Source organism: Rheinheimera sp. WS51, from assembly GCF_050936095.1.
Taxonomy (GTDB): Bacteria; Pseudomonadota; Gammaproteobacteria; order Enterobacterales; family Alteromonadaceae; genus Alishewanella.
In genome coordinates this window covers 1-14,269 of record NZ_JBOTRC010000002.1, presented here as the reverse complement: position 1 = coordinate 14,269, position 14,269 = coordinate 1, and the positions used below count along the sequence as shown (strand labels likewise).

At 47.7% G+C, this 14,269-nt stretch carries 13 protein-coding genes, 1 tRNA gene and 1 rRNA gene; 5 read left to right on the top strand and 10 right to left on the bottom strand.

Annotated elements, in window-relative coordinates:
* Nucleotide 1: 1 nt before the first annotated feature.
* From ACRCA4_RS03880 to ACRCA4_RS03865, 4 genes are all read right to left on the bottom strand, one after another.
* Complete coding sequence (locus ACRCA4_RS03880; RefSeq protein WP_433184445.1) at nt 2-379, bottom strand: nuclear transport factor 2 family protein; 378 nt, start codon at nt 377-379, stop codon at nt 2-4.
* A gap of 53 nt (nt 380-432) precedes the next feature.
* A complete protein-coding gene (locus ACRCA4_RS03875) occupies nt 433-888 on the bottom strand; it encodes a nuclear transport factor 2 family protein (RefSeq protein ID WP_433184442.1) in 456 nt (151 codons plus the stop codon).
* Nucleotides 889-985: 97 nt separating this feature from the next.
* Complete coding sequence (locus tag ACRCA4_RS03870) at nt 986-2,635, bottom strand: SUMF1/EgtB/PvdO family nonheme iron enzyme (RefSeq protein WP_433184440.1); 1,650 nt, start codon at nt 2,633-2,635, stop codon at nt 986-988.
* Nucleotides 2,620-4,104 carry a hypothetical protein gene (locus ACRCA4_RS03865; RefSeq protein ID WP_433184437.1) on the bottom strand — a complete coding sequence of 495 codons (1,485 nt, stop codon included), beginning with the start codon at nt 4,102-4,104 and terminating at the stop codon, nt 2,620-2,622. The genes ACRCA4_RS03870 and ACRCA4_RS03865 overlap by 16 nt, the downstream gene beginning before the upstream one ends.
* Before the next feature lie 116 nt (nt 4,105-4,220).
* On the opposite strand from ACRCA4_RS03865, the gene ACRCA4_RS03860 reads away from it, so the two are divergent.
* From ACRCA4_RS03860 to ACRCA4_RS03840, 5 genes are all read left to right on the top strand, one after another.
* Nucleotides 4,221-4,931 carry a glutathione S-transferase N-terminal domain-containing protein gene (locus tag ACRCA4_RS03860; protein WP_433184435.1) on the top strand — a complete coding sequence of 237 codons (711 nt, stop codon included), beginning with the start codon at nt 4,221-4,223 and terminating at the stop codon, nt 4,929-4,931.
* Nucleotides 4,932-4,998: 67 nt separating this feature from the next.
* Nucleotides 4,999-6,414, top strand: coding sequence for a S41 family peptidase (locus ACRCA4_RS03855; RefSeq protein WP_433184432.1), 1,416 nt, complete (start codon nt 4,999-5,001; stop codon nt 6,412-6,414).
* Between the two features lie 37 nt (nt 6,415-6,451).
* Nucleotides 6,452-7,135 (top strand): response regulator transcription factor, encoded by a 684-nt coding sequence (locus ACRCA4_RS03850; RefSeq protein ID WP_433184429.1) that lies wholly within the window; start codon nt 6,452-6,454, stop codon nt 7,133-7,135.
* Between the two features lie 2 nt (nt 7,136-7,137).
* Nucleotides 7,138-8,436 (top strand): sensor histidine kinase, encoded by a 1,299-nt coding sequence (locus ACRCA4_RS03845; protein WP_433184427.1) that lies wholly within the window; start codon nt 7,138-7,140, stop codon nt 8,434-8,436.
* 71 nt (nt 8,437-8,507) lie between these two features.
* Nucleotides 8,508-9,530: a serine hydrolase domain-containing protein gene (locus tag ACRCA4_RS03840; protein ID WP_433184424.1), complete on the top strand. Its 1,023-nt coding sequence runs from the start codon at nt 8,508-8,510 to the stop codon at nt 9,528-9,530.
* 29 nt (nt 9,531-9,559) lie between these two features.
* Here ACRCA4_RS03840 and ACRCA4_RS03835 read toward each other — a convergent pair whose 3' ends face one another.
* The 6 genes from ACRCA4_RS03835 to rrf all read right to left on the bottom strand — a co-directional run bounded on the left by ACRCA4_RS03835 (nt 9,560) and on the right by rrf (nt 14,172).
* A complete protein-coding gene (locus ACRCA4_RS03835; RefSeq protein WP_433184421.1) occupies nt 9,560-10,456 on the bottom strand; it encodes an alpha/beta hydrolase in 897 nt (298 codons plus the stop codon).
* A gap of 267 nt (nt 10,457-10,723) precedes the next feature.
* Complete coding sequence (gene rimI / locus ACRCA4_RS03830) at nt 10,724-11,164, bottom strand: ribosomal protein S18-alanine N-acetyltransferase (RefSeq protein WP_433184418.1); 441 nt, start codon at nt 11,162-11,164, stop codon at nt 10,724-10,726.
* Complete coding sequence (locus ACRCA4_RS03825) at nt 11,154-11,462, bottom strand: hypothetical protein (protein WP_433184415.1); 309 nt, start codon at nt 11,460-11,462, stop codon at nt 11,154-11,156. Before ACRCA4_RS03825 ends, rimI begins: the two co-directional genes overlap by 11 nt.
* A 9-nt stretch (nt 11,463-11,471) precedes the next feature.
* Nucleotides 11,472-11,548 (bottom strand) — tRNA-Trp (locus tag ACRCA4_RS03820).
* A 153-nt stretch (nt 11,549-11,701) separates the two neighbouring features.
* Complete coding sequence (locus ACRCA4_RS03815; RefSeq protein WP_433184412.1) at nt 11,702-13,732, bottom strand: S9 family peptidase; 2,031 nt, start codon at nt 13,730-13,732, stop codon at nt 11,702-11,704.
* 325 nt (nt 13,733-14,057) lie between these two features.
* Nucleotides 14,058-14,172: ribosomal RNA gene (gene rrf, locus ACRCA4_RS03810) — 5S ribosomal RNA — on the bottom strand.
* Between the last annotated feature and the right edge of the window lie 97 nt (nt 14,173-14,269).

Sequence of the window (14,269 nt, the reverse complement as noted above, 5' to 3'; positions counted from 1 at the left end):
TTCAACCTTTAGCGAGCTCTGCTGCAAATAGCGTTGGTTTACCAACAGAGAACGACGCCATACTTATTAGCCCCTGCTTTATCTCGTAGACACACAGCATCTCAACCTGGCCTTTGCCTTCAGGAAAATTGCGAGTGATCAGCTCATGATCAACCACAACATGCCCCATAACGATGCGGCTAAGCAGTTGCGCATGCAAATCCGGCTCGGCAAAGCGAATCGCAATACGCCGGCGCATTTCTTCGTGGCCATAGGCTATCTGCTCACCATGCAGGTTGAACTGCCTGGCATCTTTGGCATAGGTGCTTAACCAACCATCAATGTCCTTGCGGTTGTAAAAGTCCAGTTGCTGCTGAACTACCGCAACACAATCGTCCATTTTATTTCCTTTAGTTGTTGAACATACACACTAACGCTCTGTTGCGTTTATATTTACTCCAACTTGTTCTTTGCAATAAAAGTTTTATTGATAATACGCCATTCATTTTGACGCTTATACATCACTAAATAGTCGATGTAATGCGTTTTTGGGGTATGAAAATCAAGCTTTACCATAGCCATTTTATCGTCAACGATATCAACGGATAATATGTTAGCTTCCCATTTATCTTTGGTTGCTTGCTTGAAATAACCTGAGAATTCTTTTAACGGCACTGTTTTGATGACTTCTTTTCCAGTTTCGTTACTGTGCGAAATCATTTTCACATGACCAAATTCTTGATCAAATGCTTTGGATAGAAGTGTTTGATCACCCTTTGCTGCCCCATTAAAATAACTATAAGCCGTTTCGACAACTGCTTGGTATTCTTTACCGGTTACTGATTCTGCTTTGCTAAGCGTTGACGTAGCGATAGTGCAAACTGCAATAGCCATTAAAAATAACTTCATTAAATTACACCTCAATAAAATGCACGAGATCCGAGTTGTAACCTAACAGGTTAAACATCAAGCATCTGTGAAGAAATTCACTTGTCAGCACTCTGTGTTAACTAAACTCAAACCAGTCCAGCTCAAACCATTTTTGGTTAGCCGCTTTAATCTCTAAACGTTGTGCTGAGGCAACTAACGTGGCATCGACGGTAAGTAAGCTAAAATCATCGAAGCCTGACAGGTTGACACTTGCCACCAGATGATTGCCTTGCCAGACGTGAAACTGCGCGCCGGCTTCCCCTCTTACTTTCAGTGTTAACTGACGACACTCATCGCTCGCGCTGTTAAAGCCAAAACTGAGCCAGGCAGGCAGAAACGGCAACTGTGCGCTGTAGAGATGATAAGGATTGGCACTAAAGTGCATGCTGTTACCTTTTTGGTTGCTATAAGCGAATTGAGCGTCAATGTAATGCTCAGCCTGAATACGCTCCTGCACAGCGTACACTTTATGCTGGCCATACCAAACCATAGCTCCCGGCAAGCTGTCTGCGGTGGCACTATTAGCATCAACCCGATACCCCACCAAAGTGGCATCAGATAAGGTATCGGTATAGCTATTAGCAGTAACACCGCTGGCGATTAGCTCTGTTATCCGGCCTTGCTGGTTTGTCGGGTCAATTATTTGCCGGTAAACCGAATAGCTGATATCAGCAGCAGCCAACGGCTGCCAGGTAAGTTCGATACGGTTATCCGGTAACGGTCTGAGCACTACCTGCTTTGGCGCAACCGGCGTAGCCTGCATTAGCTGATGCTGTTGACGGGCGTTACGCTGAGCGCGTTTAAGGCTGCGCTGAAACGAGACGGTTGCAGCCGATGGCGTTACCGGCCCCTTGTGTTCAAGTAGCAAGCGAAAACCTTCCAGGCTGCCATAAAAGTCCGCAGCAATAGTATCCTCTGCCTGCTGAGCCAACGCTTGCCAGTGCCAGGCGCCACCGCTGATATCATAGTGCTGACAGCCATTACCGGTAGAAGCTTTGGTGGCGCAGCTTTGCATGATTTCTCTGACATTACCCAACATATCATGCAAACCAAAGCCATTAGGCCGATACATGCCCACCACAGTGTGATAGGTTGCGCCGTCATTGCAGTTAGCCTGATGCCGATAGCGGTGATTATGATCTCGTTGTATGCCTAGAGTGCTGGCTTCATCCTCGGTATTCTCGTACTTACAGATTTGGCTGCTTGCAGCGTCATCGCCAAAGTAATAATGGCCTTTCCGTCCAGCTGCTGCGGCATAGCGCCACTCACTGGCGCTGGGTAAGCGATATGTTTTGCCGGTTTCTGCACTAAGCCAGGCGGCATACGCCATAGCCCCTTTTACGCCTATGCAAACCACAGGCTGAAAAGGGTCTTGTGCTACATCAGCGTCATTCCAGTTACCCGGGTTATCCGGCGAAGGCCAACGTGCTGCACTAAACACCAAACAGTGCTGCGGCACCTTATAGCCAGTGGCATTCACAAACCGCTGAAACTCAGCAACAGTAACTTCGTATTTGCCCATATAGGTCGACACGGTTTGTTCGTTTGCAACCACTGGCACCAGCACGGGTTCTATCGGTGTAACAGCGTCGTCACGAGTAAGCGGCAACTGGGCAAAGGCTGCGACAGGCATTAGCACAGCAATAGCCAGTGCAATAGAAAAACCTGGCCTTATCGACACAATGGCCGCCCTTACATAGCGGGTTACTGTTAGCCATTTACGCAAATTTCATAACCCGCCGGACAGGTTTTCGGCGTAAATTCGCCCGTCCATTGCCTGAACTCTTTCATGCTGAACTGGCGCCAGCCGCGGATATCTACCAGGGTATTTACATCGAGTTTTAACTCATCTAATGCCTGAGCAAAGCGCACCATATCGTGGTAAATACGAGGCTTAGCCGTTTTTAACTCGGTAACATAATGATCTTCTGCCAGCACCATGCCGGCAGAGGGCAAATACGCCAGCAAATAATGTTGCGCATGGGCGGTAGCGATATCAAACAGCATCAGATCGCCCAGCGTGAATGCCGCACGTTCAGGGATTAACAGCAGGTTATCCGGCTGTGCCGCCGCGGCATGTTTTAAAATGGTAGCCTGGTGCTGCTTGGCAACGACCAGGGTTGCCCCCAATGCCAAAGCATTGTCCAGCCCACGCACGTTAGCATTATGATGATGAGTTACCACGAAGTACTTTAGCGGTTTATCCTGCAGCGACAGCTTTTTAATTTCGGCAAAATTATCAGCCAGCGCCTCTGCCGCGCCCATAGCGATGTAATGATCGGCTTGCTCAATAAAGACCGTCAATGCCCGGCCTTTACCAGCCTGATAAACGCCAGTGCTGAGTTTTTTCGCAGTAAATGCAGAGCCATCAATCGTTTCACCCCAGGGTGTAAAATGCGTATAACCGCTAAATGCCGCGGTTAAATCCGGTTCAAGCCTCAAATCACGGTGCACTGAGCTTAGCCGCAGCTGGCCATTGACGAAAAAATTCATATCACGGGCAAACGCCACTTTAGCTGCGGTGTTATGATTGGAAAACACGTACAGCATGTCACCTGCCCGCGGGTGCTGGCGCAATATTTTATGGATAAGGCCTGACGTGTTATCGATAAAGTAGGTGTAGCGCTCACCGGATGCATGCTGCAACATTAACTTTTGCTGCACCCGGCCACGGAAATACTCATCGCCCAGGTACTCCAGCTCTGTCGTCAGGCTGGCCAAACGCCGGGCTTGCAGTGTATCGCTGCTGCGCTCTAACGATGCGCCTAGACGGTCAAAGTTTGCCCAACTTTCTTCAGAGTACTTTTCGTGCAGAATGTCGTACATGATGGTGCTATCGCCCTGCTGCACCCATTTTTCCAAATCCAGCGTGCTGCGCGGCACCCGATACGATAGTAAGCTCTTGCGCTGATTTTTATAGTCGATGGTTAGCTCTTCATTGATACGCCAAAATTCAGGCACATCAGGCGATTCTCCCTCACCGGGCCAGGGCCCTTTGTTGTAGTCGACGACTTTGATGCTATTCGCCTGCAGTAGCGCAGCACCACCATAGGCTGTAATCATTTTATCAATGATTGACGATACGTTACCGTTCAACGCAGTGTCAGCCGCTATATTGTTTTCAGACGTGAAAGCAGAGAAAGTAGCTAGTCCGAATACCAGACAGCCTCGTGCTAAATAGGTTATTACTTTCATAAACAATTTCCTGTTATGCAGTCTCGGCAGGCTAACAAAGCCAATGTCGTGAAATTGTGAAATCTCAGAAAGTCGTCTAACGCTGACATAATCTTCACACTGGGTAGATTAGTTTTATGCATCAAGAAAAGCATGAAAGATATTCAGGCGTTGTGGCTAACGCAAAGAAGGATTACACAATGAGGCAACTATTCTGGGTTATCGACTCCCCCTACTCACGGGCGATAAAGTGGTTGTTGTTACGCCATGACATCGCCCATGACGATTATCTGTTGACCTGGCAGACGCTGAAGACAGATCCGGCATTGCACCAGTGTAACCCGAAACAACAAGTGCCCACGCTAATTCAACAAGATACTGTCAGCTACGACTCATTGTTAATTGCACAACAAATCTTGCCTTTTCAATGGCATCAAACAACGGATGCAAAAATTTTCCGGCTGGGGGATGCCGACTTTGAAAAAGCAATTATCTTTTTCTTTCGGGCAAACCTGCTGGCAGACAAGTTTGGCGCTGGTGAACAAAGTGCGCTGCTGTTTGAGGCCGGACGACAGCGCTATTGCAGTAGTGTTGATATGCTGTTTGACCACTTGCTACCTCAGCTGGCAAACAATATAAAAGACATTGAGATCAATGTTGGAGTGATACTGGCGTTTTCCACCATCCTGGCTTGTCGCACTCAGGCACACAATGTTGAGATTGATAATTATCGCCTGCCGGAGCTAAAGACACTTTCAAACCGGATGCACAAAGATACTCATTATCAACAAATCATTGCGGGCTATACGAACAATGCCGACTGTAAACTCACGTTTTTGTTACCTTAATCGTTCACCGACAATTCCTTCACAAGCTGTTTGATAGGCTAATAACATCGACCATGGAGTAGATGTTATGAAAGCTATTATATGTATCGTTTTAGGTGCGACTTTGCTGTTAAATGGTTGCACAGGTGCGCATCTGGATATTTTTCCTGAGCTGGAGAACCCTGCGCTGATGCAGGAAAAAATTGCGCCTGAACTATTGCGCGAGGATATTGATGCCTTAGTGACAGGTGTGAAAATGCGCCATCCGAATTTCGCCGGCTATGCCGATGAAGTAAAACTGTTTCAGCAGGTGGCAGCGCTTAAAGCGCAGATTACGGCACCGATGACCCGTGTTGAGTTTTTTCGTCATATCGGCCAGCTGTCGCATCTGTTTCAGGATGGCCATAGCTTCTTAATCTGGCCCTATCAGGAGCTAAATGCGCTGCGCGAACAAGGCGCCAAGCCTTTTCCGTTTTTAGTTAAGCTAAGTAGCAACGGCGTCTTTGTTGCAAAACAATACCAGTATGCCGGGCAACAGTTACCGGCTGGCAGTCAGCTTATGCGGATAAACGGCGTGGCAGTGGCAGATATTTTTGCTAACGCTCATCGCTATGTTGGCGGCGAAACCGAGGCGTTACGCCAGGCGTTTGTCGCAGAACGGCTACCCTTTTTGCTGTGGGCGCTATACGACTTTATCAATCAATTTGATATCGAATATAGGCATCAGGGTAAAACACAACGCCTGCATATCGATAACCAGCAAAGCTGGCAGGTAGCAGAGGCAACGGCAAAACCGCAGAAGACAGAGGTGTCATACCGACGTTTAAATGCCACTACCGGTTATTTAGACGTGACAAGTTTTGATGTCGATCCAGATGAATTTTCTACCCAGTTAAACACCACTTTCAGTAATATTGCGGAAGATAACCTAACCGCACTAGTGATTGATATTCGTCATAACACCGGCGGCAATACCGATACCGCGACAGAGCTGGCAAGCTATATTGCCGACAAGCCATTTCGTCTGGTGTCGCAGATGACAGAGAAGCTGAATGCTGAAAATCGTGGCGTATTTGGCTACAAAGGTCAGGCTGGCGACATGATAAGCACCTCATGGGATGACTATGTTAAACCAAACAGCTCGCCACAGCATTTCGACGGCAAGGTGGTGGTGCTTATCGGGCCGGTAACCTATTCGGCGGCCATCGTGTTTGCCACTACTGTGCAGGATAACCAGTTTGGCCTACTGGCAGGAAAAGCCACCGGGGGATTTGCTAATCAAACTGCTCAGGGCAACCTGTTTAACTTGCCACACTCGCAGCTAAGGGCTTATGTCGCAACCCGTTTACTGGTAAGGCCAAATGGCAGTAGCGCGGTCAGTGCAGTAATACCCGATCTGGTTGTAACAGACAACCTGCAAGATCAACAAAACGCCATCGACACCACCTTGCAGCAGGTATTACACCATCTGGGCACGGCCGAGAACCATGCTAAGCTGCAATAGACCCTACACCACCTAAAGATTACAGAGAGCAAGCGTAATGACAATATTGTCGGTACTAGTTATTGAAGACACGTTGGAGATTGGTCGCGAAGTGTGCGACTTTCTTACTGCGCAGGGTATGCAGGTAGACTACGCCGCCAATGGTGCTTTGGGGTTGTCACTTGCACAGCAGCAACACTACGATGTGATTGTGCTGGATGTGATGCTACCCGATATCAATGGCGTTGCTGTGTGTAAAACACTGAAGCAAAGCTGCGATCCGGTGCCGGCAGTGTTAATGCTGACAGCACGCGACAGCATCGCCGATAAAAGCCTTGGCTTTGAGGCCGGCGCTGATGATTATCTGACAAAGCCGTTCGACGTTACCGAATTGCTGCTGCGCTGTCAGGCGCTGGCAAGACGGCACCGGCTACACCAGTCACAAACAATTTGTATCGGCGAGCTGCAAATCAACGAGCAGCAGCAATGGGCTAAACGACAGGGGCAGGTGATAAAACTTAGCAGTACCGACTTTAGCATTTTGCTAATGCTGGTGCAGGCCTACCCCAATGCAGTCAGCCGCCAGCAACTGATTAACCGGATCTGGGGCGATGATACCCCAGACAGCGACGTTATCCGCTCACACATTTACACCCTGCGTCAGGCTCTGGATAAACCATTTTGTCACGCCATGCTCACCACCCTACATGGCATTGGTTTTAAACTGGAAGCAAAGGACTAGCCATGGCTAAACATGCCAGTTTAAAAGCCACCTTACAACGCAGTATCACCGTGTTCAGCCTGCTGTTAGCATCGGGACTAATACTGCTGCTGCTTGCGTATGCCTGGGTGGTTGAAGACAACGTGTTTAACCGCTTGGTGGCAGCAGAGGCTCAGCATATTAGCCTGCAATATCAGCAAACAGGGGAAGTTATCACACCAAGCCAGCCTTTTATGACACTGTATCCCGGCTGGCAGGCTATGCCCGCCCAAATACAGCAACTACATCAGCAATCACCGCAGCGAATAGAGTTTCCACAGGGTGATAACGGCAGCCTGCACCTGCTCGCGCTGACGCTGGGTAATCAGGAATGGGTATTGGCCGCCGATGTTACGGCGTTTGAAGTGACCCGGGATTACCTGCCAAAACTTCTGCCGTATTTTGGGTTGGTACTGCTGGTGATCTTGGCGCTTGCCTTTGCGTTATCCCGCTATTTAAGCTTAAAAATTATCCGGCCACTGCATGCTATCAGCAGCTCGGTCAAGCAGCACCAGCCGGGTACCGAGCTTAATTTAACTGATGTGTTACCGGACAATGAGATTGGCTATCTGGGCCAGACCATCCAACACAATATTGCCCAATTTCAAGCAGCGTTGGCGCGTGAAACAGATTTCACCCGCGATATCAGCCATGAACTGCGCACGCCGGCCACCGTAATAAAAATGGTACTGAGCCGGCTAAGCCCCAACCAGGCACCCGATGAGCAAACACTGACGCAATTAAAACAAGCCGCCTCGCAAATGGAGCATACTATCCATGTGTTACTGGCGCTGGCCAGAGCAGAATCCATGCAACTGCAGCCGTTGTGTCTGCTGGAAGAAATTGAACACTGCCTGGTGAATAACCCAAGATTAATGCGCCAGTATGAACTGCAGTTGCAGCTGCAGGTGGACGCGGAGTATCGCATCAATGCCAACAAAAACTTACTGCACATCTTATTGCACAACATTATCGACAATGCGCTAAACCATGCCAGCGCCAGCCAACTGAACATTAGTCTCCAAGACGACACCCTGTGCATAGCCAACCCCGTTGCAGCTGATAGCCCGACAGATCTACTCAGCCCCGGCGTAAAAAGCGCCAGCAGTTCAGGCATTGGCCAGGGCCTGCACCTGGTTAACCGGATCTGTCAGGGCTACCATTGGCAGCTAAATTCTTGTATCCGCGACAACTGGTTTTATCTGACGATTGATTTTGCTGCGATGCAACACGTCGGTAAAGACAGCCGACAAAATCGCGAAAGTCCCACTAAAGCAGTGTAAATGCCGACCAGACAATTAGGCACTGGCTAAAGGTGCCAACAGGCATTGCCTTACCAACCAAGGAAAACACGATGAAATTGATTGTAACGTTGTTGAGTATTCTGGTTTTATGTTTTTCTGTAAATGCAACACAAACCAGGGACAACGCCTACTGGCAGAGTATTGAACAAACCGTTCAGCAAAGCGGATTTAACGGCACTATCGTGGTCGCTCAAGGTGATAGCATCGTGCTGGAAAAAAGTATCGGTTATGCCGATGCCAAGCAGCAAACAGCCCTCACCGCTAAACATTTATTCAGCCCGGGTTCTGTGGGCAAAGAATTCACCACCGTTTCGATTATGCAATTGGCTGCCAATAAGCAATTGGACTACAAAGATAAAATAACAAAATATGTTGATGGGCTGCCAACTTGGGCGCAACAGATCACCATTGAACATGTCCTTACGCATACCTCCGGTTTACCTGCTGTACAGTGGAAAAAGGCCATCACAACTGAAGATGCTGTACAACAGATTAAACAGGCTACATTACTTTTCACGCCCGGCAGTGGTTACAAATACACTAATCTGAATGTTGTTATCCGGGCATTAATTGTTGAAAGTATCACTGGTCAGCGTTATGCAGACTATATCGCCGCTACGATTTTTAAAGCAGCTGGCATGACGGCTTCTTTTCATCAAACTAAAAGCGACGAGCCTCACCGCGATATCGCTGCAGGTGACTATCCTACCAACATTGCCGGTTTAACTATCTATGTCACCCCGTCAGAGCTGTTTAAATTTGAAAAAGCCCTGTGGAACGGCACTTTGCTGAGCGCTGAAGCGCTAAAACAGGCTTTACCAGGAGACAAACTATCAGGCAAAGCAAATCGTGCCTACTTTGACTTTGGTGAATACGCCATTGACGATAGCGGCAACTTGCTGTCATGGCAGCATGATGGCTCCAACCCGTCACACCACACTGTTAAACATCATGATTTTGTCCGTGACACCGTATTCATCTTAATGTCGAATGACGGTAACAAATCTACCTTGTTTAAGCTGTTGCACGAACTGCTAGCGGCAGTGGAGCGCGCCAATCAACAAAACTATTGAGCAACGCAGTGGCACCTTCGGATACACCGTCATGCATCATTTCCAGAGTACAACTCGATAAGCCCATAATAAAAGGCCAGATACATAACGGTACCATGCTGTTCCGTGGGGAAGTATTTAGATGAAATATTGAGTTGCTTGTTGTTCACAGCAATTAGATTAGCGATGAAATCATTTCCCCATTTGCGGTTACTTATACCAACCTCCCCAAGATGGTCGTTATTTGCAAGACCAATAAAAACATTCCCTTTTACTTTGCTGAGCAGCGACTGCGACTTTAACAGGGTTTTATTCAGGTAATTGTCGTCCCAAATGTAGGTCGCATCAGCAATTAAATAGTGACTAAACATCGTCGGCTTTTTCAATAAAATATCAGCAGCCAACAGTCCTCCTAGCGACATTCCTACAAGGCCTTTTGAGTCATTGGTACGAAATTGAGCATCAATTTCGCGAAACAACTCCAATCTTATAAAATCTGCGAACTCACTGGCACCGCCACTATTGTCTTTCATCTCTTGCAGAACTTGTCCTTTAAATGCCAGGTCACTGCGTGTTGGTGTCATATCATAGTTTCGATTGTCACTCGCAATTGCAACGATGATGAACTCTGGTAATTGTTGATTTAGATCGAAGTGCGCCAAAGACTCAAGCATCCCAACAATTCCCTTGATTCTGATCTCGTGCCCGTCTAACACATAAAGCACTGGGTAGTGTTTTGTTGGGTTCTGATGATATGAACGTGGTAACGACACAGCGTATCGCCGAGTCTTATCCATGATTTCCGAATTTATCTCATACCATGTCGCGGTAATGATTTGTCCCACAACTTTAGAAGACTCTTTAGAAATTACATTACAGGCTACCAATGTCAATGAAACCAGCAGCACCGCTATTGCAAGACGTTGTTTATTTGTATCGTTTCCCATAGGTTAATTCCTCTCTGTAGTTAGTTTGCTTTTGCGTTTTTAGAACCGTTAAAATTAGCAAACTGTTTATGAAGAATTTGTCGTTGTAGAAACGTTTTGAGCAATGATATTTGTGCGGAACAAACAGTAAAAAGCCAAAAGCTTTGTGTATCAGCCAGGTGCGGCCAGTATTTATTCTGGAAGCGTTATTGCAGATAATCTAATTGAATGTTAGCTGTGTAGATACAGATATATAAGTTGAAGGTGATGGTGATGGTGGTGTTTGTGTTACAGAATGACAGCCATTAGAATCGCATCGGCTTTATTTTCACCATACACATAGTAATTTTTGCGAATGCCGTTAATGCTAAATCCGCATTTCTCATACAGCGCTATTGCACTGTCGTTGCTGCTGCGCACTTCTAAGAAAGCTTCAGTAGCACCACGGCTGGCTCCTTCACACAGAAAGTGCTGCAGCAAGGCTTTACCATAGCCTTTACCCTGCATATCCGGAGCAACACAAATATTAAACAGCTCTAACTGCTCCAGTATGAGTTGCGCAATGTAGAAGCCTTGTAATACAGCGTTATCGTCCAGCAATTTGTAACCAAAATAACTGTCCCCAAAACTACTTTCAAAAGCACTTAATTGCCAGGGATAAGGATTTGCCTGCTGCTCAATCTGCAGCAACCGCGTTATATCGTGCTGGCTGAGTAATTCAATTTTCATCGGTATGGCTCAGCAATGCCCAAAGAGCTCTTTTCTGCGTCGCGGTTTGCAATAACTTAAGCGATGGAGTGTATAGCAATTGCTGTTGCAACTCAGAACTGACAGCATCAGGCCGAATCAACCAACGGTAACTATCCGGCAAAGCGGCGGTAATATCTTGTGCCAATTGCAGTGTAAGGTCGGGTCCGTGCAAGCCGGAACAATCAGCAGTACTGTCTTCATACGCAGCATTTAGTTGCAGTGGCGTTATCTGTAGTACTTTTAACAGCTGCTGCTGAGAAGGAGTGAATGTTGTCATAAATAGAAGTGGCAGGGGCAGAGGGATTCGAACCCCCAACCATCGGTTTTGGAGACCGCTGTTCTACCAATTGGAACTATGCCCCTGTAGCTGGTTGCGCCATTATACAAAAGCGAACTTAAAGGTAAAGCAAAAAGCTGTGAAATTAGAATCAACTGCATAGAAAACGAACATTGCGACCTGATAATAAGTGCAGCCTAACATAAGCCCGGTAGTCTGCCTACCGGGCAAACAAAACGTTAAGGCGTCGTTTTCTGCCGGTATTTATTAAACCAGTACACTATATAAGCCGGTTTGGCCATCAAATTACTAGGTCGGGTATGTAGCGCATGCGATGCGCCAGGCACCCGTACCATTGCCGTTTCCACGCCACGCAATTGCAATGCCTGATAATACTGCTCAGTTTCCGATATTGGCGTACGGTGATCACTCTCACCGGTAAACAGCATGGTGGGGGTGTTAACTTTGCCAACATGGGCGATGGGAGAATGCTTTAAATAATGCTCCGGCATCTCCCACGGCAATGCCGGAAACCAATATTGGCTAAAGTAACTGTACATATCGGCATTTAACACAAAACTAAACCAGTTTATAACCGGGTTTACCGCCACCGCTGCGGCAAAACGATCAGTATGGGCAATGCTCCATGTTGTAAGTACACCGCCACCACTGCCACCGGTAATAAACAGTTCTTTGTCGTTAATAAAGCCTCTGGCCAATACAGCATCGACGCCATCCATCAGATCGTTAAAATCCTGGCTGGGGTAATTATGATGAATAAGATTCGCAAAATCTTCGCCATAGCTGGTGCTGCCACGCGGGTTGGTATAAAGCACCACATAGCCTTGAGCGGCCATCAGCTGCAACTCCATGGCAAAATGCGGGCCGTAGGCAGTGTGCGGGCCACCATGAATTTCTAAGATCAGCGGATACTTTTTACTGGCGTCGAACTTGGGCGGGTAAATGAACCAGCCTTGCAACTTACGCTGATCAACCGATGATCCATACCAGAACTCTTCCACTTCACCAATATCACGGGCAAACAGCAGATCGTCGTTCAAGCTGGTCAGGGTTTGCTTTTTACGCTTGTTGATCACCGCTAACTCAGCTGGCCGCTGTGTATGCATCTGGGTATAGGCTATCAGGCCATTGTCGGCCGCAGCAAACTGACCACCGCTGTAAGGCCGGCTGTAAGAGCTGCCGCCAAAATCTTCAGCAAGCACTGTACGCTTACCGCTGACAGCCTGCTCCGCCAGCACACCTTTACCCTCGTTGTCGTAGGCAATATAAAGTGCTTTGCTATTCGCTTGCCACTGGAAATCATCAATAGCACGGTCCAGATCTTCCGTAAGGTTACGGATATTACTGCCGTCGGCATTCATCACATAAAGCCGGTTCGCCTGATGTGCCAGTTTACGATCGTCAAAACCGACATAAGCAATGAGTTTACCGTCGGGCGATAGCTGAGGCTGAGCATCCGGGCCGTTACGGTCGGTCAGCTGCGTTAAGATGCGATCAGCCAGAGTCAGTTGGAATATTTCACTGTTCAACGGTTTGGCCTGCCAGTCAGCATGGCGATTAGCCGAGAAATAAATGGCTTTGCTATCCCGGGCCCAGCTAACTGCACCGCCATGATTAAAATCACCATCAGTCAGCTGAATAGCTGAACCACCATTGGCAGGCATCAAGTATATATGCTGATAGCCAGCTTTTAAGTAACCGGCTCCATCGGCGCGGTACTGCTTACTATCAATGTAAACCGGCGCTTTAGCCCAGTCAGCTTTCTCAGGTTTGCCGGGTAAGGCTACCGGCGGCTTAACCGACTTGGGAGTAAACATAGTGAAAGCCAGCCAGTTACCATCAGGCGACCAGCTTAAATTAGCCGGGCGCTGCTGCAATTGACCTAGCTGAGAAGTGCGGCCGCTATCGAGCCACTTAAGATGAATTTGTCCGTCAGCAATAAAGGCTATGCGATTGTTATCAGGCCCCCACCGCGGCGAACTGGCATCAGTATTTTTGTCGGTCAACGCTTGCAGCGACTTACCATCGGCAGTGCTTAACCACAGGGATGTGCGGCGTCTGTCAGTACTTCGATCCATCCAATTACGTACAAATACGATGTTTTTGCCACTGCTATCAGGCTGAGGATCAGAGACAAACTCCAGCTCAAACACATCGTCATATTGCAAGGGTTTAGCAGCTAGTAGCGGGCTACTTAACAGCAGCGCAGCGGTTAAACACACAGCACTTGTTATATGGGCTAGTTTCATCTTGGTATCCAGACATTTTTGTTATAGGTATTGTCTGATACTAACTGATTTACAGCAGCTAACTAGCCGATTTCGCCAGAGTGAAATTTAACCGAGATAAAAAAACAAAAACCCCGCTCCTGAGAGCGGGGTTGGTATTGGGTGCCTGGCGGTGAACTACATTGCTCGGCGCATCGTGCGCCTCATCCCTTCGGGACCAGCCGTTGGCTGTCCAAAAATGTTCCTGACATTTTTGTCGCATAGCGTTCGCCCGCTCGGGCAGATAACCGGCCAACATACAAATAAAAAAACCCTTCGTTTTCACGAAGGGCTTGTTTATTTGGGCGCCTGGCGGTGAACTACTCTCGCATAGCGAATGCTACACTACCATCGTCGCAGCTGCGTTTCACTTCTGAGTTCGGAATGGGATCAGGTGGTTCCACAGCGCTATTGCCACCAGGCAAAAACTTTGTCAGGAACAAAGTTTATCGCACTTTAGTGCGGCCTGTTAAGGCCAAATACATGGCTGTATTTGATAAAACTCTATTCCAATAATTT

What these genes read in the sequence shown, in the direction of transcription:
- ACRCA4_RS03880 (WP_433184445.1), bottom strand. Translation starts at nt 379, where the DNA reads ATGGACGATTGTGTTGCGGTAGTTCAGCAGCAACTGGACTTTTACAAC.
- ACRCA4_RS03865 (WP_433184437.1), bottom strand. Translation starts at nt 4,104, where the DNA reads ATGAAAGTAATAACCTATTTAGCACGAGGCTGTCTGGTATTCGGACTA.
- ACRCA4_RS03835 (WP_433184421.1), bottom strand. Translation starts at nt 10,456, where the DNA reads ATGGGAAACGATACAAATAAACAACGTCTTGCAATAGCGGTGCTGCTG.
- ACRCA4_RS03845 (WP_433184427.1), top strand. Translation starts at nt 7,138, where the DNA reads ATGGCTAAACATGCCAGTTTAAAAGCCACCTTACAACGCAGTATCACC.
- ACRCA4_RS03825 (WP_433184415.1), bottom strand. Translation starts at nt 11,462, where the DNA reads ATGACAACATTCACTCCTTCTCAGCAGCAGCTGTTAAAAGTACTACAG.
- ACRCA4_RS03875 (WP_433184442.1), bottom strand. Translation starts at nt 888, where the DNA reads ATGAAGTTATTTTTAATGGCTATTGCAGTTTGCACTATCGCTACGTCA.
- ACRCA4_RS03860 (WP_433184435.1), top strand. Translation starts at nt 4,221, where the DNA reads ATGCATCAAGAAAAGCATGAAAGATATTCAGGCGTTGTGGCTAACGCA.
- rimI (WP_433184418.1), bottom strand. Translation starts at nt 11,164, where the DNA reads ATGAAAATTGAATTACTCAGCCAGCACGATATAACGCGGTTGCTGCAG.
- ACRCA4_RS03815 (WP_433184412.1), bottom strand. Translation starts at nt 13,732, where the DNA reads ATGAAACTAGCCCATATAACAAGTGCTGTGTGTTTAACCGCTGCGCTG.
- ACRCA4_RS03840 (WP_433184424.1), top strand. Translation starts at nt 8,508, where the DNA reads ATGAAATTGATTGTAACGTTGTTGAGTATTCTGGTTTTATGTTTTTCT.
- ACRCA4_RS03850 (WP_433184429.1), top strand. Translation starts at nt 6,452, where the DNA reads ATGACAATATTGTCGGTACTAGTTATTGAAGACACGTTGGAGATTGGT.
- ACRCA4_RS03855 (WP_433184432.1), top strand. Translation starts at nt 4,999, where the DNA reads ATGAAAGCTATTATATGTATCGTTTTAGGTGCGACTTTGCTGTTAAAT.